The organism is Bradyrhizobium sp. MOS002, from assembly GCF_003020115.1.
Classification (GTDB): Bacteria; Pseudomonadota; Alphaproteobacteria; order Rhizobiales; family Xanthobacteraceae; genus Bradyrhizobium.
In genome coordinates this window covers 697,912-719,057 of record NZ_PYFX01000004.1, presented here as the reverse complement: position 1 = coordinate 719,057, position 21,146 = coordinate 697,912, and the positions used below count along the sequence as shown (strand labels likewise).

Here is a 21,146-nt window from a genome sequence, read left to right as displayed (position 1 = left end):
CAACCAAGGCGGCGCAGGCCGGCCTAATGTCGCCGCGACGCACCCCGCCGCAGCGATTTTCGGCGCCCCTCCCCCTCGGACAAGGCCCAAGCACATGCCCTCTCATTTTCACGCCGTGGTATGGATCGACCATTCGCAGGCCCGGATCTTCCATCTCGGTCTGAGCGGCTCGGACGAAATCACGCTGCATCCACAGCTGGCGACGCGTCATCTTCATCACAAGGCCAACGCGATTGGCAGCGGTCATGCCGCGCCCGACAAGGCGTTCCTTGCCGAAGTGACCAAAGCCCTCGCCGATGCCGGCGAAATCCTGATCATCGGTCCGGCGAGTGGGAAGACGGAGCTTGCCAGCCACATTCGCGCACACGCGCCCGATATTGCCGAGCGGATTGTCGCGGTGGAGGCGGCCGATCATCCCTCCGACAACGAAATCGTCGCTTATGCGAAGCGTCACTTCAAATTGCCGCTGCCGCGTGTGCAGACGCCGGGATCGGCCGCGGGCGAGAGGCATTCGGGTTAAGCGGCGCGGCCTGTTAGGCCGCCGCCTCGCTGTCGTACTCGGTGAACTTCTTGTAGATCCAGTCGCGGCCGTCGTGGCGGCGCCAGACCTTGCCGTAAACGAGCTGCCCGTTGATCGAGCGGCGTGGCACGAACACCGTCCAGAGGTGCCAGATCTCGGTCCAGCTCGCCTGCGGACCGATGGTTCGGACGTTGCGATCGAAAGACATGATGCAGAACTCACAGGATACGAGCGCTGCGACGAACTGTGATGCCGTGTGAGCACGAATTTCACGCAGACCATCGCGAGCCGGACCGATCTGATAACAGTCACAAAGTCGCCCGCAACAACCGCTCGCCCTTAACCTAACCGATCAACCTTACTTCCTGTGAGCGTGTGGCAAGACCGGTTGAAAGCGGTCGCCGATTTTCCTAGACTGTGTACGATTTGAGAATGAGCGCGTCGTTTTGAGGACGCGCGGTTATTTCCGGGCTGACGCGAATTTTTGAAAACGATTGATGGGCGGGGGCCACCACGATGAATTTGCAATGTGCATGTCTGCGCTTGGCGCTGCGATCGACGCCGCCTACTCTGCCCGCGAAGACGCCGGCGCAAGAGCCGCGGAAGGTCGCCAACGACAATCAGCTGGCCTGGCCGTTCGTGCCGTTTCCGTTCGGCTGGTACGCGACGAACTGATGGTTGGAAAAGCGTAACGCCGCGCAAGCGGAATATCATCGCTTGGCGGCGTCCGTTAGGCATTGGGCGCTGAAATCCCCCAACACCTATATGTCTGGGGCGACGCCTAAAGGTTCGACCAAGTTTTACGATTTCCGCTCCGCCCGACCCGCCCAATGCCTTGAAAAATCGCGCGGAAGTCGCGTTGCGCAGGGAATGAGCGCCGAGGGTTAGGAGGACTTTGGCAGCTCCGGGCGTCAGCACGGAACGCGCTTGGCCGGGATCGCCATGCTCGGCTGGAGCTGCGCTCGCCTAGATCGCCTGGCGCCTCGCAGATTGACTGTTGTTCTGAGGCGCGGGTCTTGCCCACCTCGGGACTGGTCGGGGCAGCTGGATTCGAACCAACGACCTGCAGTACCCAAAACTGCCGCGCTACCAGGCTGCGCTATACCCCGAATGTCCGGCGAGCCCCGTCGATACACGCTTCCCAAAGCGCCAGCAAGCCTTCCAAAGGCGTGAGCAACCTTCCCAAAAGACCGCCAGGAGGGGGCCAATAGCCTCTTCCCGCCTACTTGCTGCCGAACAGCGGGTGGCCGACGCGATCGCCGGCGCGGATGCCATATTTTTGTGCCGTGCCAGCCACCACTTCCAGAACAGCTCGCGCTGGCCCCCTGGATGAGATGATCTTTGTCGACATCGGCTCGGTATTTTCGGCGATGCGTAGGATGCGGCCGTCGGCGCGAATGAAGATCATGTCGAGCGAGACGTAGGTGTTCTTCATCCACATCGACACTTCCTGCTCGGGATTGAAGTCGAACAGCATGCCTTTGCCATCGGCCAGTTCCTTGCGGTACATCAGGCCGGTCTGCTTCTCCTCCTCGGTGGTCGCGATCTCGACCGAGAACACCTGCACTCCGTTTTTGGTGACGATCTCGAGCGGCTGGAAGCTGGCGGCGCGGACCGGCGCGCTCGCGACGGCACAGCCGGCGATGACGAGGATGGCGGCAAGCCAGCCCTTCGCAACGGCGAAGACGGCCTTTCGATCGAAATTCATGGATGGCTCTCGAGGCGTGGGACTGGACCAGTCCTTACGTGGCGGTCGCCGGAAAAGCCAGAGGCGCGCCAGCCAGCCAGCGCGCCTCTGCTCACGATTGCGGGAATTGGATCAGTGGGACGAGACCGGCGATCCCGTCTCGGGATGGATCTCGGCCGCCATCATACCCTTGGAGCCGGGTCCGAAGCGAACCAGGACATACTGACCGGGCCGCAACTCGGTCATGCCGAAGCGGCGCAGCGTCTCCATGTGCACGAAGATGTCGGGAGTGCCCTCGCCGCAGGTCAGGAAGCCGAAACCGCGGAGCCGGTTGAACCATTTGACCTGGGCCCGTTCGAGCCCGCTGGTCGCCGTGACCGTGACATGGGTGCGCGGCGGCAGCATCTGCGCTGGATGGATCGCAGTCGACTCGTCCATCGAGACGACGCGAAACGCCTGGTAGCCCTTGGCGCGCTGGATGCACTCGACGACGATGCGGGCGCCCTCGTAGGCGGTCTGGAAGCCGTCGCGCCTAAGCACGGTAACGTGCAGGAGCACGTCGGGCCAGCCATTGTCGGGAACGATGAAGCCGTAGCCCTTTGAGGCGTCGAACCATTTGATGACGCCGTGAACCTCGACGAGGTTGGCGCTGCTCTCACCAAGTCCGGTGAACGGACTGAGTGCGCTGTCGCGACCGCCACCGCCGTGTTCGCCCACCGCGGGAACTCCGACCTTCTTGGACTCAAATCCGTCCGACGACCCCATAACCCCGGACCCCACACATGCCATGCAACCCGCCTGAATGGCGGCGCCGAATCACGCGTCTTTAGAGAATCTTCTCAACTCGACGCGACGCGAATCTTTCGACTCAAAAGATAACACTCCCGGTTGCGACGCATAGACAAAAAAGAGATTCGGCGGAACCTATGAACAGCTTGCATAGCCGCGAATCAAATTGCTGCCTCAATTACCGACAAAGGGCCCGAGCGTCTCGCCGATGTCCTGGCGGATCACGAGGTCGGCGATGTCGTCCTGCTCGGTCGGCTCGCGATTGACGATCACCAGACGTGCGCCTGATCTCTTCGCCATCATCGGAAAGCCCGCGGCCGGCCATACCACCAGCGAGGAACCGATCGCGATGAAGAGGTCGCAGGCTTGCGACAGCGCGGTCGCGCGCTGCATTTCGTCCTCGGGCATCATCTGGCCGAAGGAGATCGTGGCGGTCTTCACCGGCTCGTCGCATACGGTACAGTTGGGCGCGGCGCCCTCCTCGTCGAATTGGCGCTTCACCCAGTCGAGCGGGTAGGCCTGACCGCATCCGATGCAGCGCGCATACGTGGTGTTGCCGTGAAGTTCGATCACGTGGTCGCTCGCGACGCCGGAGGCCTGGTGCAGATTGTCGATATTCTGGGTGATGATCCCGGGAACCTTGCCGGCGCGGTAGAGCGAGGCGAGCGCGCGATGGCCGCGGCCGGGCTTGGCCGCCGCAAAGACCTCCTCCATCGCGAGGCGCCGGCGCCAGGATTCGTCGCGCGCCTCCTGGCTGGCGACGAACTCGTCGAACGGGATCGGGCGGTTGCGCGTCCAAATTCCGCCCGGCGAGCGGAAGTCGGGGATGCCGCATTCGGTCGAGATGCCGGCGCCGGTGAACGGCACGATCCGTTTGGCTTCGGCGATCATGTCGCCGAGACGCTCGATGCCGCTGCGAAGATCCGATGCAATCAACGCGGCCTCCCGTTTTGCTTTGCCGAATAGCTTGGCCGATCGGTCTTGCTGATTTGCTTTTGCGCTAGCTGCAACATGTGCAAGCGACAAGATTGTTGACGCTGTTATCCACTGCCCCGCACGACGTGGTCGGCAATTTTTTCCGACCCTCGCTTATCACAATCCTGCAATGCCTCCTCCCCATTGACGCCCCAATCAGAAGCGCCAATGCATGTGTTGACGCGACTCAACGTGATTGCGGCGGCAGTGCTTGAGTTCACTAGGACACATACTCACGTGCAGAGGGGATTTGACATGACCGAGGACGAACAACGTAAAATCCGCGAACGCGAAGAGATCGCCGCCCGTGTCGCCGCCTTCCGTGCCACCCAGGAAAAATTCAAACGCGAGCGTGACGAGTATTTCGTCTCGACGCTCGACAACGCGCGCAAGGTGGAGCGGCCCTCGCTCTGGCCGTAACGACACCAGATCACCGAGCATGAAAAAAGCCCGGAGCGTTTGCTCCGGGCTTTTCGTTTGTTCAGCCGTTACCAGTGACGGTAATAATGGCGGCGGTAGTACGGTCCATCACCGTAATAGGCGTAGGGACCGGGGCCGTAAGCATAGGCGGGGCGACCGTAGTAGCCATACCCCGGGCCGTAGCCGTAACCATAAGGATGGGACGCGGCGACGGCGCCCGCGGTGATGGCGCCGGCGGCGAGGCCGAACGCGAGGCCCGGACCGATGCCGCGGCCGCGCGCCTCAGCGGGCGCAGGCGCCGCCACCGCGGTCACGCCGACGGCCGCAACGGTAGCCAGAACTGCCAGTGTCTTCCTCATCATAAATCTCCTCCTTCGTATCTCGCACAGACAACGCTGGCGCGGTGCGATGGTTGCGCTCAGCCTGTGGAACCGGGCTCGGAATAAATCCGGCCATCCATGGAACGGGCGCGCGTTCCGCGAATTGCTTGTTCAAGTGCGGAACCCTCCACCATCCGGTCGAGGCAACAGCACGAAGACCCCGTCAGCATCACCAATGCTGGCGGGGTTTTCAGTTTCACGGACGGCAAATTGGCAATGCTCCACAATTGCTGCCAGCGGGGAGCGCCTAGGAGGATAAAGTGCCGATATCCACGTTGCTGGCCCGTATCCGCAGGCTGGTTCCCAGATCCGGCGATCAGCATTACGACGAGATCGTTCGCAGTTTCGGTGTCGGTACGCTGCGCCCGCCGCCGACGCCGATGAGCGACGGAGAACTGGCGCGGGCCATTGCCGAGTTCCTGAAGGAACAGCCGTCGAGCGAGTCCGTAGGCGCTCTCGGCCGCCGGCTCGACCCCACCACGCCGCTTTGAGGCGCCGGTCCGTCTTGTCCGGGAACATGCGCTTCGCGCGCACGTTGGCGTAGCCTTCAAGGAGAAAAGAGGCCGACATGCCCGTTTGGCTCGAAGTCCTGCTCAACCTGTCCGGCTATGCCGGTTTCGTCGCGCTCGCCTCACACGGCACCGCGTGCCCAGGCAATTGCGCCGACCATCAGATCTCCGGCGACGACCGTTAATTCGTGTGCGGTGGCTGGCCCGCCGTGCGCATCAGCCTGTCGGCCTTGACCGCGACATGCGTGTCCTCGAGCTGCGGCCGCAGCGAAAAGCTGATCACCACGAAAGCCAGACAAAACAGCGTGCCGACGATGGCGACGCGCCGGTAGGTGTGGCGGTCGCCCTGATAAAAGGACGGTTCTGAAAAAGGTGTCATGAATTCGTTCTTGGCAAAATTGCTTGTTGGCAAAGTCGGATCGCGTCTTCGCCAGACACCTATCGCAAGCAGCGGCAAGCGCAACGCGATTGCGCTTTTAACCTAACCGAATAGGGTTATCGGCTTCGCGGCAAGCTTCCGTTAGGAGTTCGCGAAGCGCCTTTAGAACCCGGCGAGCCGCCTCAGGCTCGAAGCCGAAGCTTGTGGCTATCCGCCATCCGGCTTTGTTCCAGCTTCACCTGCCTTTCGTTCTCGAAGAACGAATCGGAATCGCAGAAATCGGCGCGAAGCAAGTCTTAAGAATTCGTTCGTACGCAAACGAGCGCAGTCGCCGACGATCGCGCGCTCAACTCGCGTCCTCGGATTTCGATCGCGGCGGCACCTGCGGCACCGACGGCCTGCCTTTGCGCAAGCGCGGGTGCCGGTCGTACCAAAACACTTTTGCGATCTCGACGAACATCTCGAGAAACCAGCACGCATCCATGTCGCGTCTCCTCGCCTGATCTCGTAGCGAGGACGCGTAGACGGGACTGTGCGAAGCATCACGCCGGCTTGGTCAGGACAGGCGTGTCCCGCATCGACACAGAAGGCACGGCTTGTTCTGCATCCGACTCCATTTCGTTCGCAAGGAACGAATCGGAGTCGAGGAATCAGCGCAAAACGATTCCTAACGATCGGTGAAGGCAGGCGTGATTGCCTGTTATCATCGACGTCGCGCGACGCTCATCACGCCGCTCGCTTCACCGTGTTCTTCGCCGACAAGTTCTTCTCCGAAACGTCCCTCTCCGAAAAGCATTCGAGGATCTGGATGCGGAGCTCTTCCGCGGCCGGGCCCTCGAGCTTCCTGAGTTGATTCCAGAGTCTGATCACTTCGCGTTGTTTCTCGACGGTCATGAACACCTCCAACAGAATGGTCGCCACCAAAAGAGATGCTTCACTAGAACAAAATAGGAACAAAAAGTCCAGCCCTTCCTCTCGAAATTCCCTGGTCACATCGCCTGGAGCCTTGCGCGCGCCGGCGCAGTTGCTTTTTGGGTTTTCAACCTTAAGTTCGAGAATGCGGCCGGCGGCCAGGCGCTGAAAATCCCATCGCCGCCAGCCAAGAAGGCCCCGTGCGAAAGCGCGGGGTTTTTCTTTTGGGGAACGCGCCATCACCCTCCCCGTTAGTCATTCCGGAGCGAGGGACCGTGACCAGAAAATATTACGCCGTCGAAGTCGTTCGTCAAATCGAGGAGACCGTGGAGATCATGGTCGAAGCGCCGGACCCGACCGCCGCGCATGATGCAGCGCTTGCGCATCTGAAGGCGCGCGGGTCCGAATATCAGTGGCTCAATCCCAAATGCGATCTCGTGGTCTGGCGCGAGCGCCAGATCGATACGCCGGCGATCATCGACGTGTCCGTGTCGCCGGAGTAACGACCGGAACAAATTTTTCCGTCTCGCGTTGTCAGCCGAATTCAGTGGTGCTGGCGGCATGTCGCGACGCGGCCGACCAGCTTGAAGAGCCCCGGTCCCCAGGTCCGGGGTTTTTCTTTGAGGCGCCTCCACGGATGCGCCTTCCTCCAAGCGGTGGCCCGAACAACAAAACAGCCACCCGGGCGTTACGCCGGGTGGCTGCTTTGGAGACTGTCGGCCCGCTCGCCCCTGTCCGCCGTCAGACCGGCAAATTGTCGGTCATCCCGGGCGGGACTTCGCCTTGCTTGGTCCGCTCGGCGAGAAGCTCCTTTTCGGCCTCATACCAGAAGGTGTCCATCGTGCCCGCGGGCTCGCCGGCCTCCTTCCAGAGGTGATAGGCGCGGTTTCGAATCTCTACTTCGCTGAGACCAGTCATTTGATTTCTCCCTTTCGGAAGCAAAGCCCGACGACGGCCGAGAGTTCCTTAAGACAGTTCCTTATTGGTTCAGCACAAGCAAGCAATCATTGCGGCGCTCCGCGAAAAGCAGCCGCCGCAACGAAAACGCGAACCTTTAGACGGAGTCCTTGGCCACCTTCAGCGGCGAGGCCTTGACCGACTTGCTCGCCGGCTTCGCCGCGAACTGCATCGGCTCCTTGGTGAAGGGATTGACGCCCATGCGGGCTTCGGTCGCCGGCTTGTTCACCACCGACATCTTCACGAAGCCGGGAATGACGAATTCGCCGGACTCGTTGAGCTCCTTGTATCCGACGGTCGCCATGTACTCGATGACCGACTTCACGTCGTTCTTCGACAGCTGCGTGCCCTCGGCAATTGCATCGATCAACTGAGTCTTGGTCATCTTCGCCATGTCTGAATTTCCTTCTATGCGCGCGAGCAGGCTTTGCTCAGGACGCGGTCAAACCGCGCAACGCGCTTCTGATTCATGCCAACTTTCATGAAGTGACGGGGCTTAGAACCCATCGACGCCCAAAACGCAAGCAGGGGGTTCTGTGGGCGGCCGGACGCCGTGGGAAAGATGCCGCAGCCCGCGCCGCTTTCGCGTTGAACCATTTTCTCCCTGAGGCGTCTAACTCTTTGAAGTCCCCAAGCTTCACCCCCCATCAGAGAGCCCCGCTTCCCCCAGGCGGGGCTTTCGCCTTTTCCGGGGACCCGGCCTCGCAATTCCGATCAGGCCGGCTCCCGAGGCCTGCGCCCGGGCCACGCGGGTGACCGTCACAAGGCAGGTTCTCTTTTCCAGCCATCTCCGGCATAATGCGGCATGGCAAAAACAAAAGTGACCTTCAAAACCGTCCGCATTGCAGACAACGACTGGAAAATCCTGGCGGATTATCCGGACAGCGAACAGCGCGAAATCAAGGGCTTCACCAGCAAGGCAGATGCCGACGACTGGATCAACGGCGACCGCAAGATCGCGTGGCTCCGCTCCCAGGGGTACGCCAAGTAAAGCGCGAATAAGTCACGCGCGCATCGTGTGACGCCCTTAGGGGTACGAGGCGCGCTTCGTCCCTCCCCGCTCCAGATGCTCTTCCCGTGCCGGCCTTTGTCGAGCAGGCGGCAACGCCCGCTCGTATATCGGTCTCGCGAGGGACGCGTGGTCGAGAAACCTGTGACCGGGGCATGCGCCGTTGAGACTTCGGTAACCTAACCCCTCCAAGCTCCTCTCAGTATCGTTGCGTTGGAGTACCCACAGTGCTGGATTTTAACGAGCTGCGTGAACTCGCGGCCGATGTTCGCGTGTTCGTCGAAATTGCCGAAGACAAGGCCGAAGCGCTTCGCGCCGTCATCACGGCCTATGACGTGGTGCTCGCGATCTTCCCGTCCGGAGAGGGCATGGGCCTCCACGTCATCAAGGGCGGCGAGATCCTGGACCAGATTGCAAAATCACGGACCCATGCGAGCTACAGCCACACCGCCATCGCGGTTCCCGACCTGGAGCATGCGGAAGTGCTCAAGCACCTGACGGGCCCGGCCGACCAGCGGATCGCGGCTTAGAGCGCTTTCAAGCGACGTCGATAGCGGTTCGCGCGCACACGAGAATTTTTGCACTCCGGAACACCCTGTTTTAGGAACTGGGCTTCTGCGCTCCCGTTGGCTCACTCAACCAACCAGGAGTTTGAGATGAAGAAGTTCATCATTGCGACCGCCGCCCTCGGCCTCATGTGCGGCTCTGCCTTTGCCCAGACCCAGACCGGCCCCGCCGCGCAGTCGGACAACATGCAGAAGCCCGGCATGACCAACACGGACAAGGGTACGATGACCAAGGGCACGACCGGCATGAGCCATGATGGCATGAGCAAGGGCGGAATGGTGAAGCCCGACGCCTCCGGCCAGGGCGGCTCCGGCCCCGGCAGCGACCAGGGCGGCACCAAGACCCGCAGCAACATGAAGTAAGCCAGTTTCCTGTACCGCTTGCCTCTTGGCCGCGTCGCTTTCCACAAGGCGGCGCGGCCATTTCATGACGGGTCTTTATGGAAACCTGTCGTCCGAAGCCGCGTTGTCCAACGCACTGCCGGGTGACAACCGGACGCAATGGGGATGTTGGACGCGGCGCATTTTTCCGGTTTCTGCCCGCGACATCAACGCATCGGTACGCGCTGACAACTAACCTGTTCCCGGCAAGTGCACTCTTACAAAGTGCACCCTTCAAAGTGCCCCCTCAATCCTGCACTCCTCACAAAGGTGCGCGCACCGGAACGGTCAGGTCTCGCGCGAGTTGACCTATTACCAGGACAAGGAGATCGTCATGAGCGTTGAAGGTAAAGTGAAGGAAGGCGCCGGGTTCATCAAAGAAGAGATGAACGAACACGGCAAGTCCCCTGAGAGCCAGAAGAAGGCTCAGGAAGGTCGCGACTTGCGCAACGAAGGCCGGATCGAAGACGGCAAGCCGCCGAAGACGACGAAGCCCGGCACCGGTCACTAGTTCGCGTTTCGAAAACCCCGTTTGCTAAAACCGCCCCTGGTCATGCCAGGGGCGGTTTTCACGTTCATGACCAGGCGATGTGACCATGCGATCTTTCGGTGGTGCGATCCTCCAACGATAGCTGACGTGTCGAACCATGCAGCGCGATGCTGGTAGAACGCTCCGGCTGTTGTATGGTCGGACGTTTCTTGCGAGGGGCTGATGAAGATTGCCATTGTTGTCGCCGGCGTGATCGTTGTTGCTGCCGCCGTGCTCGTGGCGGTCCAGCCGAGCTTTCTGAAGCCTGCGTCACTGGCACTCGTGCAGAAGTCCGACATCCTCGGCTTTTCGCCCGGCATGACATTCGACGAGACCAACAAGCTCATCACCCAACGTCGCTACCGCTGCCGTCAGCTTCGCGATTCCTACGTCCTCGAGTGCGCAGTGGACGGCGCCAAGGTCACGATTTTTAGCGACGATGTGGGCCCCAAACATCCCATCTGGCGCGTTAATGCGGAGCTGAACAATCCGGGGCCCGAAGACGCTGCCGTCAAATCGATATCCGACCAATTCAACGCCCAGCCGACCAGGGACGCTCGGGAGGGATGGATATGGACCGTCGGCCGTGGGCTGAAGCTGAGCTACGACGGCACCGCCTTGAAGCTCGTGGACGAGGCCGAGGATATCAGGCGCGGCAAGCAGGAAGCAAAGCGCTAGCGAGCGCTATGCCGGATGCGCTTCAGTGACGAAACCGGTTGACGGCCCACAGCGGCATCCACGATCCCAGCACCATGCAGATCGCAATGGCTGCGACCAGGACATATTTCAGGGGATGCTGCGACGACGCGAGCGAACCTTCGAGGTGAAGGTGCGGCAGCAACGCCTCCATGCCCATTCCGATCAGGGCAACCGCGACCAGCCCGCCAAGGAGAGAAGCGAACAAATTGACGATCCATCCCGTCGCGCCGCGCTGGTGCGACCAGGCCTCGTAGATCGCGACAGCCAGCACCACGAGCACGAAGACCAGCATGAAGCTCATCGAGCCGCCGACGCTCGCCTTCGTCCCGAAGGTCTCCACCAGCAGCATGGCCGCTACCGCGAGCAGTGTGATCGCCTTCACGATGTTCCCTCTTCAATGGCCAAGCCAACAGGCCGTGAAGCCGATCACGATACAGCCCAGGCCGAAGATAGCCGTCGCCAGTTCGGCGAGGTTTTCCAGGCCGAAGAATCTGATGATGGCGCCCCACGCGGCACTCAGGAGTATTTCCACGATCGCGCCGGGCAGGCTTTCAAGCATGCCGATTAGTCGTTGCCGCCGTTGGCGGGGTTCAACAACAGAAGGCAGGGAGCCCCGGAGATCGCAGGATCACCGGGCGCTATGATGACCGGAAGGCGCCCGGAAGTCGGCCGCCGATCTATGCAGCCTCTCTGTTGGAAAGCCGTTCGAACGCCGTGATGGCCCGGTTGCTCAGCATGAGGCGTCGGCGCTCGCCCTTGCGGACCATCTCTTCGACAGTCCTCGAGAGAAAGCGGCTGGCAAATGCGGCGTCGCTGATTTGTCCCGTGCGCTCCAGGTAATCCCAGGCGATCTGCACGGAGTGTTCAATGAGATGGGACAGGTTCTCGCTCATGCAGAACCTACGCTTGGCGGCGATGCTTGTTCCACGCCGGCCCGTCGCGTATCAGCCTGACGGATAGGCCAATACCAGCATCACGGTCGTTGCCAGGTTATTTCGGCAAACCGCGGATCGCCAGCTTGACGACTGTAAGGACGACGAAGGCGGGCGCCCCGTAAACGATGGCATTCACGGCCCAGGCAATGGCTACGCCCAGCAAAACGGAACTGCCTAAAGCTCCCCAGAAAAGGTAAGCCGCGGAGATGCCCGGCATCTCCCACGCCATCACAGCGATGGATTGGTCGGTGAGCTGCTCCATGACGAGCAGCACCGTCGAGACAATCGCGCCGATTGCCAACGCGACGATGAGAACGGAATTCATCGTCTTCAAAGACCCAGCAGCCCTATCACGACCGGAATCATAAAAAAGGCTACCAGGCCCAGGAGGCCTCCTACGGCAACCTTCACCCAACGCCGTTGGATTTTCGGGTCGAGCCACGTCGCCAGTTTGACCCAGAGCGCATACGCCCATCCAGCAACAATCGAGCGGATAAGTGCAAACAGAAGCTCGCCTAGGATATTGGCCATGGCGGTTAGTCGCGTCATCTCCGCGCGGAGTTCATCTGCGAGCGGCTACACAACCCTGTCCACCCGTGAGTGAGGTGGCCAATTCTGCGGTTTGCGTCACCGTTCTGACGGCCCGGTTCGCGCTGTGGGGCGCTTCGCGTGAAGGGGCTCGTGGTCTAGCGCTTGAGCACTGCCATCGCAATTCATGCCCTTAGTTCGCGCGCTCGGCGCGGCGTCGTGACTGCTGACATCAGGGTGGCAGCAGCGGTGTGCGACGAGCCCCGCGATGCCGCTCAAATCTGCGGTCAACCAAAGGACATGCCATGAAGTTCGCCTCCACTCGCCTGATCGCCACCGACATCAAAAGCATGGTTTCGTTCTACGAAATGATCACCGGAGTTTCCGCCGAATGGCTCGCGCCGGTGTTCGCCAAGATCGTGACGCCGGGCGCCAACCTGGCAATCGGCGCAGCCGAGACGGTCGCGCTCTGGAAAGAAAACAGTGCCGAGCCCGGCGCCAATCGGACCGCCGTGATCGAGTTTCAGGTTGAAGACATCGATGCGGATTATGAGCGCCTAAAAGACAAGGTCACGCTGGTGCATGAGCTGAAAACGATGCCATGGGGCAACAAGACGTTCCAGTTTCGTGACCCCGAAGGCACCGCGGTATCGCTCTTCATGCCGCCGATCGAGCAGGCTGGAAAGCGCCTCGCGGCGCAATAGGCCGCGGCAGCAGACCGGCCCGCACACGTTGCCGGTGGCGCGCGTGCGGCACTCGGTTGCGGTGAATGTGCATTGAAATTCGCCGGCTGATCTGCTTGGTCAGCCGGCTTCACCCTCACGCACACGTGCGCCCGCCCCCTGCCCCTTCTCTTCATTTCCTGCTATCTCCTCCTTCTGCCGGCCCCGCCGACCCAAAAACCCTCCATCCGTTCAAGGGAGCAACAACCATGCGATACCTCCACACCATGCTGCGCGTGCGCAATCTCGATGTCGCGCTGAAGTTTTACCAGGATGCGCTGGGGCTGAAGGAAGTGCGCCGGATCGAGAACGACAAGGGGCGGTTCACGCTGGTTTTCCTGTGCTCGTCGGACGATCTCGAGGCGCTGAAGAAGCAGCCGCAGTCGCGTGGCGCGCCGCTGGTCGAGCTCACCTGGAATTGGGACGAGGAAAAATATGGCGAGGACCGCTTCTTCGGCCATCTCGCCTATGAGGTCGACGACATCTACGCCACGTGCGAGAAGCTGATGAAGGCCGGCGTCACCATCAATCGGCCGCCACGCGACGGCAACATGGCCTTCGTCCGCTCGCCGGATCTGCACTCGATCGAGATCTTGCAGAAGGGCGAACCGAAGCCGCCGCAGGAGCCGTGGTCGTCGATGCCCAACACCGGCCATTGGTAGAGCTTTTTGCTGGAACCAGCCCCTGCCCCAAGCGTTCTTTCTTCGACAATGCAATTGGAGGAGGACGCGATGGGACGAGGAATTTTGTTGTGGATGTTGGGTGTGCCGATCCCGGTGATCATCTTGCTGTGGCTGTTCTTCGGCCGCTGATCGCCTGACCAGCTTGACCTTGCAATGAAAGCTCCGCCCCAGGCGGAGCTTTTTGCGTGCGGAGCTTTTGCATGAGGGGCTCGCCGCAATCGCGGATCGCTCGCGGCGGCGGATTCCGCTATCACCTGCGACACGAAAAACGCGTGGGAGGATGATGTGCCGGACCAAAAACTGACGATCTGGGGCCGCGCCAATTCGGTCAACGTGCAGAAAGTACTGTGGTGCCTTACCGAGCTCGGCCTGGCTTACGAGCGCATCGACGCCGGCATGGCGTTCGGCAAGACCCGCGAGGCCGACTATCTCGCGATGAACCCCAATGCGCGGATCCCGACGCTGGTCGAGGGCGATTTCACGCTGTGGGAATCCAATTCGATCATGCGCTATCTCTGCCTCGCGCACGGGCGCGGCACGCCGATCTATCCCGAGGCGCCGAAGCTACGAGCCAGCGTCGACCGCTGGCTCGACTGGACGCTGTCGATGGTGCAGCCGGTCGACCGCCCGGTGTTCTGGGGCATCGTGCGCACGGCGCCCGCCGAGCGCGACATGATCCATGTGCAGAAGGATGCCGATGCCGCCGCCGAGGTCTGGGCCATCGCCGACCGCCTGCTCTCCACACGCCCGTTCATGGACGGCGATGCGTTCACCCTCGCCGACATCGCGATCGGCGCCTATGCGCGGCGCTGGCTCGGCGTCGAGGGTATCGTCCGGCCCGCGCAGCCGCATCTGACGCGCTGGCTCGCCGAGCTCGGCAAACGGCCCGGATTCGCGCAATTTGTGGCACCGCCGATGTCGTGAGCGGTGACGCGGCTTAAGGTCCGTTACGAGCACGATGAATCGGCATTCCGCCGCGCGCCGCCGGGAGGGGGCGGCTACTGTGCATGGGGTTGTTTTCGCGTTTTTTTTATTAAGGCCAGCCGCGCTCGAACAGAAGCACGCCTACGATCAGCACGAGGGTGACGGCTGCCGTGGCGAGCCGCGCGGTCCAGCTCAGGCCGCGGCCGATCCACCACAGCAGCGCGCAATACATCACGAACGGGACGATGATCTCGGGCCGCATGATGTCCGGAGGCATGGGGCTTCAGCGCCTGATCGTGGTCTCGACGCTGATCGAGCCGCCGATCTTGACGCAGGTGCCGGTGCTCTCGACCAGATGGAAGCCGCGGCCATAGGCGGCGCAGGAGCCCGCTTTCGCGCTTCCGCCGGCACCCTTCAGCGGCAAGGCCTTGCCGGCCTGTGGGCGCTCCGGAGGTGGCAGACGCAAGTCCTCTGCCGCGGCCGCGGACATGGTCAGCAACGAGATCAGGATGAGGAGCGGCGCACGCATGCGGGCCGTTCTAACCCGGACCGGCGCCGCGCGCCATCAGGGGGCTTTAGATGAACTTAATGCCGGCCGATTTGCCGCGGCGCCAGACCACCTGGCAACTCCGCCCGGTCCGCGCATCGCGCGCGAACGCCATCCGGATCACGCCCGGAAGCTGGCTCGCATCCTCGTCCAGCGTGATCTTGGCACCCGTGGCGGAGATGTCCTGGACCAGGCATTGCCGCGCCGCGAATCCGCCCTCGAGCGTGATCCAGGCATGCTGCGACAGCGACTTGCGGGCTGCGCGCTTCTTGGGCGGTGGCATCGGCTCAAATTCTCCCAGCCCAGCGCTAGCTCAGGGAACCTAAGAAACCGTTGAATTCGCCCCGAATGATCCGGGGGCGGAGGCTATCCACCGGTGCCAAAAGACCGTTCCCGAACGGCTTGCCCAGGGCGCCAAAGGCCATTATAGGTTCGCCCGCTGCAGCCGCCGGGCATGACTCGGGCGGCCAGCGGCCGTGCCGCGATAAGCGGCGGGGCCCTGGGTTTGCTCCCTTCGTCTATCGGTTAGGACGCCACCCTTTCACGGTGGAGAGAGCGGTTCGATTCCGCTAGGGAGCGCCATCATCCGGGCGTTTTGGATGACGCGGCGAAATTGGCCCGCCCCGCATGAACCTCCCTGCCCCTCGGCTCCGACCAATGTCCTGTTGGAACCGGTTGCAGGCCCCCATGACGCAGCGCAAATCCCCCTCGGACGACCAGGCCGGAATTGCCTCGCCGGCGCCGCCGCCATGGATGCACCGTACGGCAGCTTACGTGCCGGAGCGGCGTGCCAGAATGCTGGAGCACATGGCGCGTGCCAGATCGCTTCCGCAGCGCCAGGCGACGGCTGCGCCGCAGCCGTTGCATATGGCCGGCACCAACATCTTCGCTGACGCCTACGGCTACGCCGTCCTGTTCGGCATCATCGCGCTGCTGTTTCAGTCGCGCGTCCCGCTCTACCTCGGCGCCTTCCTCTTCTTCACCGATGGCGAGCGCATCGAGCTCGCTCTTGGAAAGATCGGCATCCGTCTCGAGCCCGACACGGTCGGGCCCGACATCATCAAGGGCTTCGTATCGCTGTTCGGATGGTTCGCGCTGCTGGCGTCGCTGAAGCCGTCCGTCCCCGCGTGGCTCGCGGCATGGATGCTGCCAGAGGCATCATGGTCCTTCCTCGCCGGAATCGCTCTTTTGTTCGTCATCGTCGAAGCATTCGCAACGCGCGCCATGCGGCATGCATTGCCGTGGTTCGGATTTGAGCGCGGACCCGGCAGCCTGACCTGCGCGACGATCAAGCTCGTCATGGCCATTGGCGTGCTGGCTCTGCTGGTGCTGCTCGGATGACGCAATCGTGAGATCGCGGGCCTGCTAATCGCGGCGCTATGCCGCCCATCCCGATCTGCGCATTTACCAAAAATTTACCCCTGCTCGTGAGCGCCGGTATCATTTGCTTAGAATTTGATTGCTACCGTGGAATTACGGAAAACCTCCGCAACACGATTGGCGCCCATGTCCGTCGCAGAGTTCCTCAGACAGCGTGCCGTGCAAGTCACCGTGAGTGGCAGCTACTCGCTGCCGCGCTGGTACGATTGCGAGGGCAAGCTGCGCACCTTCGCCTGCCGAACCAGCCGCGTGTCGCCGTTCCGCATGATGGTCGACTTTCCCGTGGTCGGAAAGGTCGGCGAGCGCGTGACCTCCTACTTCCAGGATTTCGGCGAATTCCAATGCACCATCAGCGCGACGCTGAAACTGGGCTTCCTGATGGAGCTCGACATGACGCGGGCCCGCCGCGCCTGGATGTCGGAAAAGCTGACCTGGCTCGAGAAGAAGCAGAAGGACGCCAGTATCCAGGAGCTGCGGCATGACGCACGCTTCGTGCCGCAGGTCGCGCACACCTTCCTGACGCTCGCCGACGGCAGCACCCATGCCTGCTTCATCATCGACGTCTCCACGGCCGGTGTCGCGATCTCCTGCGAATACGATCCGCCAGTGGGAACTCCGCTTGCGGTCGGCGCTTGCGTCGGGCGCGTGATCCGCAAATTCGAAAACGGCTTTGCGGTCAAATTCGCGGAAAAACAGTCGCGGGATGACGTCGTCCGGCTGATCGTCCGCTCGCCCATGCTGCAATCGGCCTGATCCCCCGGCCGCGCCGCCCTATCGCAGCCCCATTCCGGGGTCAGCTTTTGAAGGTCCGCACCTCGTGCCGGGCATCACCTGCAGACTTGCGATCGGGGGACCGAATGGCAGTCGAGAAAATCAGGGTCGAAAAGATCACCTGGGACAGGGTCGGCCGGGTCACCGAGCCCGGACGCTACATGTACACCTTCGGCTGGCTCACCATCACCGCCGGCGATCTCGATATCTGGAAGCAATACCCGCAGGCCGCGTTCACGCTGATGGCGCAGCATTCCGAGCCGGACGCGTCCATCGGCGAGGAATTCCATCTCGGCGCCTTCGACATCGCGCCCGACGCGCCGCCGCCGTTCACTAGGCATTGAGACCGTCAAAGCGGGCTTCGGACCGGCGCCGTTGCTGACGGTGCGGGCCGTGGCAGGAACAGATGGCATGGGCGTTGCTTTATCATTGCCATGACTCAGATCCCTCCCGTCGACCAAGCCTTCCTGCTGTTGCTCATCGTGCTCTGTCTTGGCACGTGCCTCATACGCGCCTTCTGGGAACTCGAGCAGGTCCGGACACGCCGGGTCGCATCATCCTCCCGCGCGACGAAGCGTGACTAGGCCGGCCCGACCGGCCGCGCGTCGCCCCGACGGGACGATCCCGGCTCTGGACTTGCCTCGGCGACCCGTGCATCGTGAATCGAAGAAACCTGCACATCGCCTTGATCCGACTTGCCAATCGCGATCCGATGACGGGGGCGCGACCGTTGTCATGGACGACGAAGTGGTTCTGTCATGCAATTGATTCCGCTCCATATTCCACACGTCGGCGACCGTCCTGATAAACGCAGGCTGTCACGCTTGTTAAGAGACGCGACAGCAAGCGCATGACACAAGGTCGCATCGGTGAATGTAGATAAGCGGCTCAAGGGAACCTATTTTCGGCGCCGATGTACCTGATTGAAGCGCTACCCACCGTGATCGGAACAGCCGCCATTGCCCCGGCGCTGCTGATGCTGTGGCTTGTCATTGCCGCCGAGGAACGCCCGGGACCGCCGGCCCAGGTCTGGACCGCGTTCCTGCTCGGCGCAGCCAGCATTTCGCTGCTGGGCCTGGCCCGCGCCCCTTTCGCCAAGATGGTCGCGGCCCCGGACAACCCGTGGGCGGCGCTGGCCATGCATTCGATCTTCGGCGTCGCGCTGCCGGAGGAAGCGGTCAAGGTGATCGCCATCGTGCTGGTCGCCTCGACCAAGCGGCGGACCTTCGCCAATCCGATGGACACCGTAGTCTATGGCGCCGCGGTCGGCCTGGGCTTCGCCGCCTACGAGAACCTCGCCTATCTGGTCCAGCACGCCGAGATGTGGCGCTCGCTGGCCGCCTTGCGCAGCGTGCTGACCGTTCCGTTCCACGGCGCACTCGGCATTATCGCCGGCGCCTATCTGACCATCGCGCGCGCCGGCACGGCGCTGGGTGCGAACCGCCATCATCGCGACTGGGCCCGTCTCTCCAGCCGCCTCCTGATCTTCGCAGGCCCGCTCGCCCTGCATTCGGCCTTCGACTTCCCCCTGCTCACACTCCAGCGCATGCCGGATCTGGATCCGACGCTGCGGATGTGGTTGGGCGGCGCGAGCCTGCTGATCGGCTTCAGCTCGATCGCCTTCGCCATCCGTCTCGTGCGGCGCGTCGCGCGCCATCACGCGCCCCGGACCGACGTCGCGCGGGAGCGCCTCAGCCAGCTCCGCCGGATGTGGGCGCTGCTGCTCGCGGGCGGCGGCGTCGGCTTTCTCGGTCTTGCCTTCGTGCTGACCTCGATCCATCACTGGCTCATCAATCCCGAGCGCAATCTGACGCTGGCCCTGATTCCGATCGGCCTGGTCTCGATCCTGCTCGGCCTCGCACTTCTGATCGTCACTACCGCGATCTATGTTCTTGGCCGCAACCGCATCCGCACCACCGGCGAAGGTTTTTCGTCGGCGCACGGCGGCGGCTGAGCCGCGGGATGGCGAGCGCGGTGCGGGCGTACTAGACTAGATTGAACGCATACACCTCGATCCGGAGTCCGCCCATGACATCGCCTGAGGATTTTTCCCGGCTGCAATCCGCCATGAGCCGGACGGTCAAGGCACATTGGAAGGCCTTCCTGTTCGAAGGCATCCTGCTTGCAGTGCTCGGCGTAGCCGCGCTGATCCTGCCGCCGCTCGCAAGCCTTGCGATTGCGATCTTCCTCGGCTGGATGTTCCTGATCAGCGGCATCGGCGGATTGATCGCGACCTATTGGGCGCGCAGCACGCCGGGCTTCTGGTGGTCGTTGATTTCGGCCGCGCTCGCCGTGCTCGCAGGCATGCTGCTGCTGGCGCGACCTATGCAGGCCGTGCTGACGCTGACCATCGTGCTCGGCGCCTATTTCCTCGCCGAGGGCATCGCCACCATCATGTACGCACTGGAGCACCGCCGCGAGCCGGGTGGCCGCTGGTCGTGGCTGCTGATCTCGGGCCTCGTCGACATCGCGATCTCGTTCATGGTGATCACGGGACTGCCGAGCTCAGCGGAATGGGCGATCGGCATCCTCGTCGGCATCAACCTGCTGTTCGGCGGCGCCACGCTGATCGGCATGGCGCTGGCGGCACGCAAAAGCAACAGTTGAGGCGCCCCCGTGGCCGTCACCTCCTTTGGGGGGTGACAACCCGCCGATCGCACGCTATATGACTGGCCATGATCACCCTCGTCACCAGCTATTTTTGGTACTTTAGCTACGACAGCTCGCTGGCGGCAGGAGGATCGCGCTCAATCTGAAACATTGCAGCAAACGTCCGAACAAGCCGCCAGACCTGGCGGCTTTTTTATTGGCCGGTCGGGTCTCAAAATGACAGGAGCCCGCCGTGCTGAGCACGACCGACGATCTTCGTATCCGCGAACTGAAAGAGCTGAGCACGCCGGAAGAGGTGATGCGGGAAGTCCCGCGCACGCTCACCGCGACGCGTGTGGTGATGGCGGCACGCAACGCCATCCATGCGATCCTCAATGGCCAGGACGACCGGCTTCTGGTCGTGGTCGGCCCCTGCTCGGTGCATGATCCCAAGGCCGCGCTCGAATACGCCGAGCGCCTCGCGAGCTTGCGCGAACAGCTTGCCGACCAACTCGAGATCGTGATGCGCGTCTATTTCGAGAAGCCGCGCACCACGGTCGGCTGGAAGGGCCTGATCAACGATCCTGATCTGGATGGCAGCTTCGACATCAACAAGGGCCTGCGGCTGGCGCGCAACGTGCTCTCGGCGGTGAATAATCTCGGCCTGCCCGCCGGCACCGAATTCCTCGACATGACGACGCCGCAATACATTGCGGACCTCGTGTCATGGGCCGCGATCGGCGCGCGCACGACCGAAAGCCAGATCCACCGCGAGCTGGCCTCGGGGCTGTCCTGCCCGGTCGGATTCAAGAACGGCACCGACGGCAACGTGCGCATCGCAGCGGACGCAGTGAAGTCGGCGTCGAATCCGCATCATTTCATGGCAGTGACCAAGCTCGGCCGCTCCGCGATCGCCTCGACCGCGGGCAACGAGGATTGTCACATCATCCTGCGCGGCGGGAGCGCGCCGAACTACGATGCGGCAAGCGTCGCAGCGGCCTGCAACGATCTGGCGAAGTCCGGCGTGGCACCGCTTTTGATGGTGGATGCGAGCCACGCCAATTCGAGCAAGAAGCCGGAAAACCAGCCGCTCGTGACGGCCGACATCGCCGGGCAGATTTCCGGCGGTGAGAACCGCATCATGGGGGTGATGGTCGAGAGCAATCTCATCGCCGGCCGCCAGGACGTGGTGCCGGGCAAGCCGCTCACCTATGGCCAGAGCATCACCGACGGATGCATCGACTGGGCGACCACGGCAACCGTGCTCAAGCAACTCGCTGACGCGGTCGAGATCCGGCGCAACGCCAAGCGCGCAGGGCTGCACGAGCGCTCAGCCTGACGAACGATCGCGGGCG

37 protein-coding genes and 2 tRNA genes are annotated in these 21,146 nt (G+C 62.5%); 20 read left to right on the top strand and 19 right to left on the bottom strand.

The annotated features are described in order from the left end of the window. The first annotated feature begins 94 nt into the window (after positions 1-94). On the top strand, positions 95-520 hold the full coding sequence (locus tag C7G41_RS16470) for a translational machinery protein (RefSeq protein ID WP_199198407.1): 426 nt from the start codon (positions 95-97) through the stop codon (positions 518-520). A 13-nt stretch (positions 521-533) separates the two neighbouring features. Here C7G41_RS16470 and C7G41_RS16465 read toward each other — a convergent pair whose 3' ends face one another. The 5 genes from C7G41_RS16465 to C7G41_RS16445 form a co-directional block, all read right to left on the bottom strand. Then, the gene (locus C7G41_RS16465; protein ID WP_007591350.1) at positions 534-728 is read right to left on the bottom strand and encodes a hypothetical protein; all 195 of its coding nucleotides are present in this window, start codon (positions 726-728) and stop codon (positions 534-536) included. An 824-nt stretch (positions 729-1,552) separates the two neighbouring features. After that, a tRNA-Pro gene (locus C7G41_RS16460) sits at positions 1,553-1,629 on the bottom strand. Positions 1,630-1,742: 113 nt separating this feature from the next. Beyond that, on the bottom strand, positions 1,743-2,228 hold the full coding sequence (locus C7G41_RS16455) for a DUF192 domain-containing protein (RefSeq protein WP_007591354.1): 486 nt from the start codon (positions 2,226-2,228) through the stop codon (positions 1,743-1,745). Between the two features lie 111 nt (positions 2,229-2,339). Then, positions 2,340-2,972: a cold-shock protein gene (locus tag C7G41_RS16450; protein WP_018457757.1), complete on the bottom strand. Its 633-nt coding sequence runs from the start codon at positions 2,970-2,972 to the stop codon at positions 2,340-2,342. Between the two features lie 198 nt (positions 2,973-3,170). Next, positions 3,171-3,932 (bottom strand): NAD-dependent protein deacetylase, encoded by a 762-nt coding sequence (locus C7G41_RS16445; protein WP_199198406.1) that lies wholly within the window; start codon positions 3,930-3,932, stop codon positions 3,171-3,173. 294 nt (positions 3,933-4,226) lie between these two features. On the opposite strand from C7G41_RS16445, the gene C7G41_RS37835 reads away from it, so the two are divergent. Then, complete coding sequence (locus tag C7G41_RS37835) at positions 4,227-4,391, top strand: hypothetical protein (protein WP_007610153.1); 165 nt, start codon at positions 4,227-4,229, stop codon at positions 4,389-4,391. Positions 4,392-4,459: 68 nt separating this feature from the next. On the opposite strand, the gene C7G41_RS16440 is transcribed toward C7G41_RS37835, so the two are convergent. Next, positions 4,460-4,750, bottom strand: coding sequence for a hypothetical protein (locus tag C7G41_RS16440; RefSeq protein ID WP_106943690.1), 291 nt, complete (start codon positions 4,748-4,750; stop codon positions 4,460-4,462). Between the two features lie 281 nt (positions 4,751-5,031). Here C7G41_RS16440 and C7G41_RS16435 point away from each other — a divergent pair, with 281 nt between their 5' ends. Continuing rightward, complete coding sequence (locus C7G41_RS16435; protein ID WP_026233438.1) at positions 5,032-5,262, top strand: hypothetical protein; 231 nt, start codon at positions 5,032-5,034, stop codon at positions 5,260-5,262. 77 nt (positions 5,263-5,339) lie between these two features. After that, positions 5,340-5,465, top strand: coding sequence for a hypothetical protein (locus C7G41_RS38775; RefSeq protein WP_106943514.1), 126 nt, complete (start codon positions 5,340-5,342; stop codon positions 5,463-5,465). Here the strand turns inward: C7G41_RS38775 and C7G41_RS16425 are convergent. From C7G41_RS16425 to C7G41_RS36950, 3 genes are all read right to left on the bottom strand, one after another. Then, entirely contained in the window at positions 5,462-5,659 is a 198-nt protein-coding gene (locus C7G41_RS16425; RefSeq protein WP_106943689.1) for a hypothetical protein, read from the bottom strand. The two genes, C7G41_RS38775 and C7G41_RS16425, sit on opposite strands and share 4 nt — an antisense overlap. Before the next feature lie 346 nt (positions 5,660-6,005). Next, entirely contained in the window at positions 6,006-6,143 is a 138-nt protein-coding gene (locus C7G41_RS37830; RefSeq protein WP_199198405.1) for a hypothetical protein, read from the bottom strand. 242 nt (positions 6,144-6,385) lie between these two features. Further along, positions 6,386-6,811, bottom strand: a complete 426-nt coding sequence (locus C7G41_RS36950) for a hypothetical protein (protein ID WP_146159769.1) — start codon at positions 6,809-6,811, stop codon at positions 6,386-6,388. Between the two features lie 35 nt (positions 6,812-6,846). Here C7G41_RS36950 and C7G41_RS16415 point away from each other — a divergent pair, with 35 nt between their 5' ends. Continuing rightward, on the top strand, positions 6,847-7,074 hold the full coding sequence (locus tag C7G41_RS16415) for a hypothetical protein (RefSeq protein WP_106943512.1): 228 nt from the start codon (positions 6,847-6,849) through the stop codon (positions 7,072-7,074). Positions 7,075-7,312: 238 nt separating this feature from the next. Here the strand turns inward: C7G41_RS16415 and C7G41_RS16410 are convergent, their stop codons facing one another. Together C7G41_RS16410 and C7G41_RS16405 are read right to left on the bottom strand one after the other, a co-directional pair. Continuing rightward, entirely contained in the window at positions 7,313-7,489 is a 177-nt protein-coding gene (locus tag C7G41_RS16410) for a DUF2934 domain-containing protein (RefSeq protein ID WP_106943511.1), read from the bottom strand. Between the two features lie 136 nt (positions 7,490-7,625). Further along, positions 7,626-7,922 (bottom strand): HU family DNA-binding protein, encoded by a 297-nt coding sequence (locus C7G41_RS16405; protein ID WP_007591377.1) that lies wholly within the window; start codon positions 7,920-7,922, stop codon positions 7,626-7,628. A gap of 411 nt (positions 7,923-8,333) precedes the next feature. Between C7G41_RS16405 and C7G41_RS16400 the strand changes: the two genes are divergently transcribed. The 5 genes from C7G41_RS16400 (at position 8,334) to C7G41_RS16380 (ending at position 10,691) form a co-directional block, all read left to right on the top strand. Next, entirely contained in the window at positions 8,334-8,519 is a 186-nt protein-coding gene (locus C7G41_RS16400; protein ID WP_007591378.1) for a hypothetical protein, read from the top strand. Between the two features lie 245 nt (positions 8,520-8,764). Beyond that, entirely contained in the window at positions 8,765-9,067 is a 303-nt protein-coding gene (locus C7G41_RS16395; RefSeq protein WP_007610128.1) for a hypothetical protein, read from the top strand. Positions 9,068-9,193: 126 nt separating this feature from the next. Next, positions 9,194-9,466 (top strand): hypothetical protein, encoded by a 273-nt coding sequence (locus C7G41_RS16390; protein WP_106943510.1) that lies wholly within the window; start codon positions 9,194-9,196, stop codon positions 9,464-9,466. 322 nt (positions 9,467-9,788) lie between these two features. Further along, the gene (locus tag C7G41_RS16385) at positions 9,789-9,995 is read left to right on the top strand and encodes a hypothetical protein (RefSeq protein WP_035962874.1); all 207 of its coding nucleotides are present in this window, start codon (positions 9,789-9,791) and stop codon (positions 9,993-9,995) included. Between the two features lie 201 nt (positions 9,996-10,196). After that, the gene (locus C7G41_RS16380) at positions 10,197-10,691 is read left to right on the top strand and encodes a hypothetical protein (protein ID WP_106943509.1); all 495 of its coding nucleotides are present in this window, start codon (positions 10,197-10,199) and stop codon (positions 10,689-10,691) included. A 22-nt stretch (positions 10,692-10,713) separates the two neighbouring features. Here the strand turns inward: C7G41_RS16380 and C7G41_RS16375 are convergent, their stop codons facing one another. The 5 genes from C7G41_RS16375 to C7G41_RS16360 form a co-directional block, all read right to left on the bottom strand. Continuing rightward, on the bottom strand, positions 10,714-11,094 hold the full coding sequence (locus C7G41_RS16375; protein ID WP_106943508.1) for a hypothetical protein: 381 nt from the start codon (positions 11,092-11,094) through the stop codon (positions 10,714-10,716). 12 nt (positions 11,095-11,106) lie between these two features. Continuing rightward, on the bottom strand, positions 11,107-11,271 hold the full coding sequence (locus C7G41_RS37380; RefSeq protein WP_158268012.1) for a hypothetical protein: 165 nt from the start codon (positions 11,269-11,271) through the stop codon (positions 11,107-11,109). Positions 11,272-11,389: 118 nt separating this feature from the next. Continuing rightward, positions 11,390-11,605 (bottom strand): hypothetical protein, encoded by a 216-nt coding sequence (locus tag C7G41_RS16370; protein WP_106943507.1) that lies wholly within the window; start codon positions 11,603-11,605, stop codon positions 11,390-11,392. Between the two features lie 97 nt (positions 11,606-11,702). Next, positions 11,703-11,972 carry a hypothetical protein gene (locus C7G41_RS16365; RefSeq protein WP_106943688.1) on the bottom strand — a complete coding sequence of 90 codons (270 nt, stop codon included), beginning with the start codon at positions 11,970-11,972 and terminating at the stop codon, positions 11,703-11,705. Between the two features lie 5 nt (positions 11,973-11,977). Next, positions 11,978-12,178, bottom strand: coding sequence for a hypothetical protein (locus tag C7G41_RS16360; RefSeq protein WP_106943506.1), 201 nt, complete (start codon positions 12,176-12,178; stop codon positions 11,978-11,980). A 302-nt stretch (positions 12,179-12,480) separates the two neighbouring features. Between C7G41_RS16360 and C7G41_RS16355 the strand changes: the two genes are divergently transcribed. The 3 genes from C7G41_RS16355 to C7G41_RS16345 all read left to right on the top strand — a co-directional run bounded on the left by C7G41_RS16355 (position 12,481) and on the right by C7G41_RS16345 (position 14,504). Further along, a complete protein-coding gene (locus C7G41_RS16355; protein ID WP_106943505.1) occupies positions 12,481-12,879 on the top strand; it encodes a VOC family protein in 399 nt (132 codons plus the stop codon). 227 nt (positions 12,880-13,106) lie between these two features. Continuing rightward, positions 13,107-13,559 carry a VOC family protein gene (locus tag C7G41_RS16350; RefSeq protein WP_106943504.1) on the top strand — a complete coding sequence of 151 codons (453 nt, stop codon included), beginning with the start codon at positions 13,107-13,109 and terminating at the stop codon, positions 13,557-13,559. A 306-nt stretch (positions 13,560-13,865) separates the two neighbouring features. Next, complete coding sequence (locus tag C7G41_RS16345) at positions 13,866-14,504, top strand: glutathione S-transferase family protein (RefSeq protein ID WP_106943503.1); 639 nt, start codon at positions 13,866-13,868, stop codon at positions 14,502-14,504. Positions 14,505-14,613: 109 nt separating this feature from the next. Here the strand turns inward: C7G41_RS16345 and C7G41_RS16340 are convergent, their stop codons facing one another. From C7G41_RS16340 to C7G41_RS16330, 3 genes are read right to left on the bottom strand one after another with little or no spacing between them, the layout of a single operon-like run. After that, positions 14,614-14,781 carry a hypothetical protein gene (locus tag C7G41_RS16340; RefSeq protein ID WP_106943502.1) on the bottom strand — a complete coding sequence of 56 codons (168 nt, stop codon included), beginning with the start codon at positions 14,779-14,781 and terminating at the stop codon, positions 14,614-14,616. Positions 14,782-14,787: 6 nt separating this feature from the next. Continuing rightward, on the bottom strand, positions 14,788-15,033 hold the full coding sequence (locus C7G41_RS16335; protein WP_106943501.1) for a hypothetical protein: 246 nt from the start codon (positions 15,031-15,033) through the stop codon (positions 14,788-14,790). A gap of 46 nt (positions 15,034-15,079) precedes the next feature. Then, entirely contained in the window at positions 15,080-15,334 is a 255-nt protein-coding gene (locus C7G41_RS16330; RefSeq protein ID WP_007610106.1) for a PilZ domain-containing protein, read from the bottom strand. 224 nt (positions 15,335-15,558) lie between these two features. Between C7G41_RS16330 and C7G41_RS16325 the strand changes: the two genes are divergently transcribed. From C7G41_RS16325 to C7G41_RS16295, 7 genes are all read left to right on the top strand, one after another. Continuing rightward, a tRNA-Glu gene (locus C7G41_RS16325) sits at positions 15,559-15,633 on the top strand. Between the two features lie 105 nt (positions 15,634-15,738). Further along, entirely contained in the window at positions 15,739-16,392 is a 654-nt protein-coding gene (locus C7G41_RS16320) for a hypothetical protein (RefSeq protein ID WP_106943500.1), read from the top strand. Between the two features lie 165 nt (positions 16,393-16,557). Beyond that, on the top strand, positions 16,558-17,184 hold the full coding sequence (locus C7G41_RS16315) for a PilZ domain-containing protein (RefSeq protein ID WP_199198404.1): 627 nt from the start codon (positions 16,558-16,560) through the stop codon (positions 17,182-17,184). Positions 17,185-17,288: 104 nt separating this feature from the next. Further along, on the top strand, positions 17,289-17,546 hold the full coding sequence (locus tag C7G41_RS16310; RefSeq protein WP_106943498.1) for a hypothetical protein: 258 nt from the start codon (positions 17,289-17,291) through the stop codon (positions 17,544-17,546). 569 nt (positions 17,547-18,115) lie between these two features. Then, positions 18,116-19,156 carry a PrsW family glutamic-type intramembrane protease gene (locus tag C7G41_RS16305; protein ID WP_106943497.1) on the top strand — a complete coding sequence of 347 codons (1,041 nt, stop codon included), beginning with the start codon at positions 18,116-18,118 and terminating at the stop codon, positions 19,154-19,156. Positions 19,157-19,230: 74 nt separating this feature from the next. Further along, entirely contained in the window at positions 19,231-19,809 is a 579-nt protein-coding gene (locus C7G41_RS16300) for an HdeD family acid-resistance protein (protein ID WP_007591421.1), read from the top strand. A gap of 235 nt (positions 19,810-20,044) precedes the next feature. Beyond that, positions 20,045-21,130 (top strand): 3-deoxy-7-phosphoheptulonate synthase, encoded by a 1,086-nt coding sequence (locus tag C7G41_RS16295; RefSeq protein WP_106943496.1) that lies wholly within the window; start codon positions 20,045-20,047, stop codon positions 21,128-21,130. The last annotated feature ends 16 nt before the right edge of the window (positions 21,131-21,146 follow it).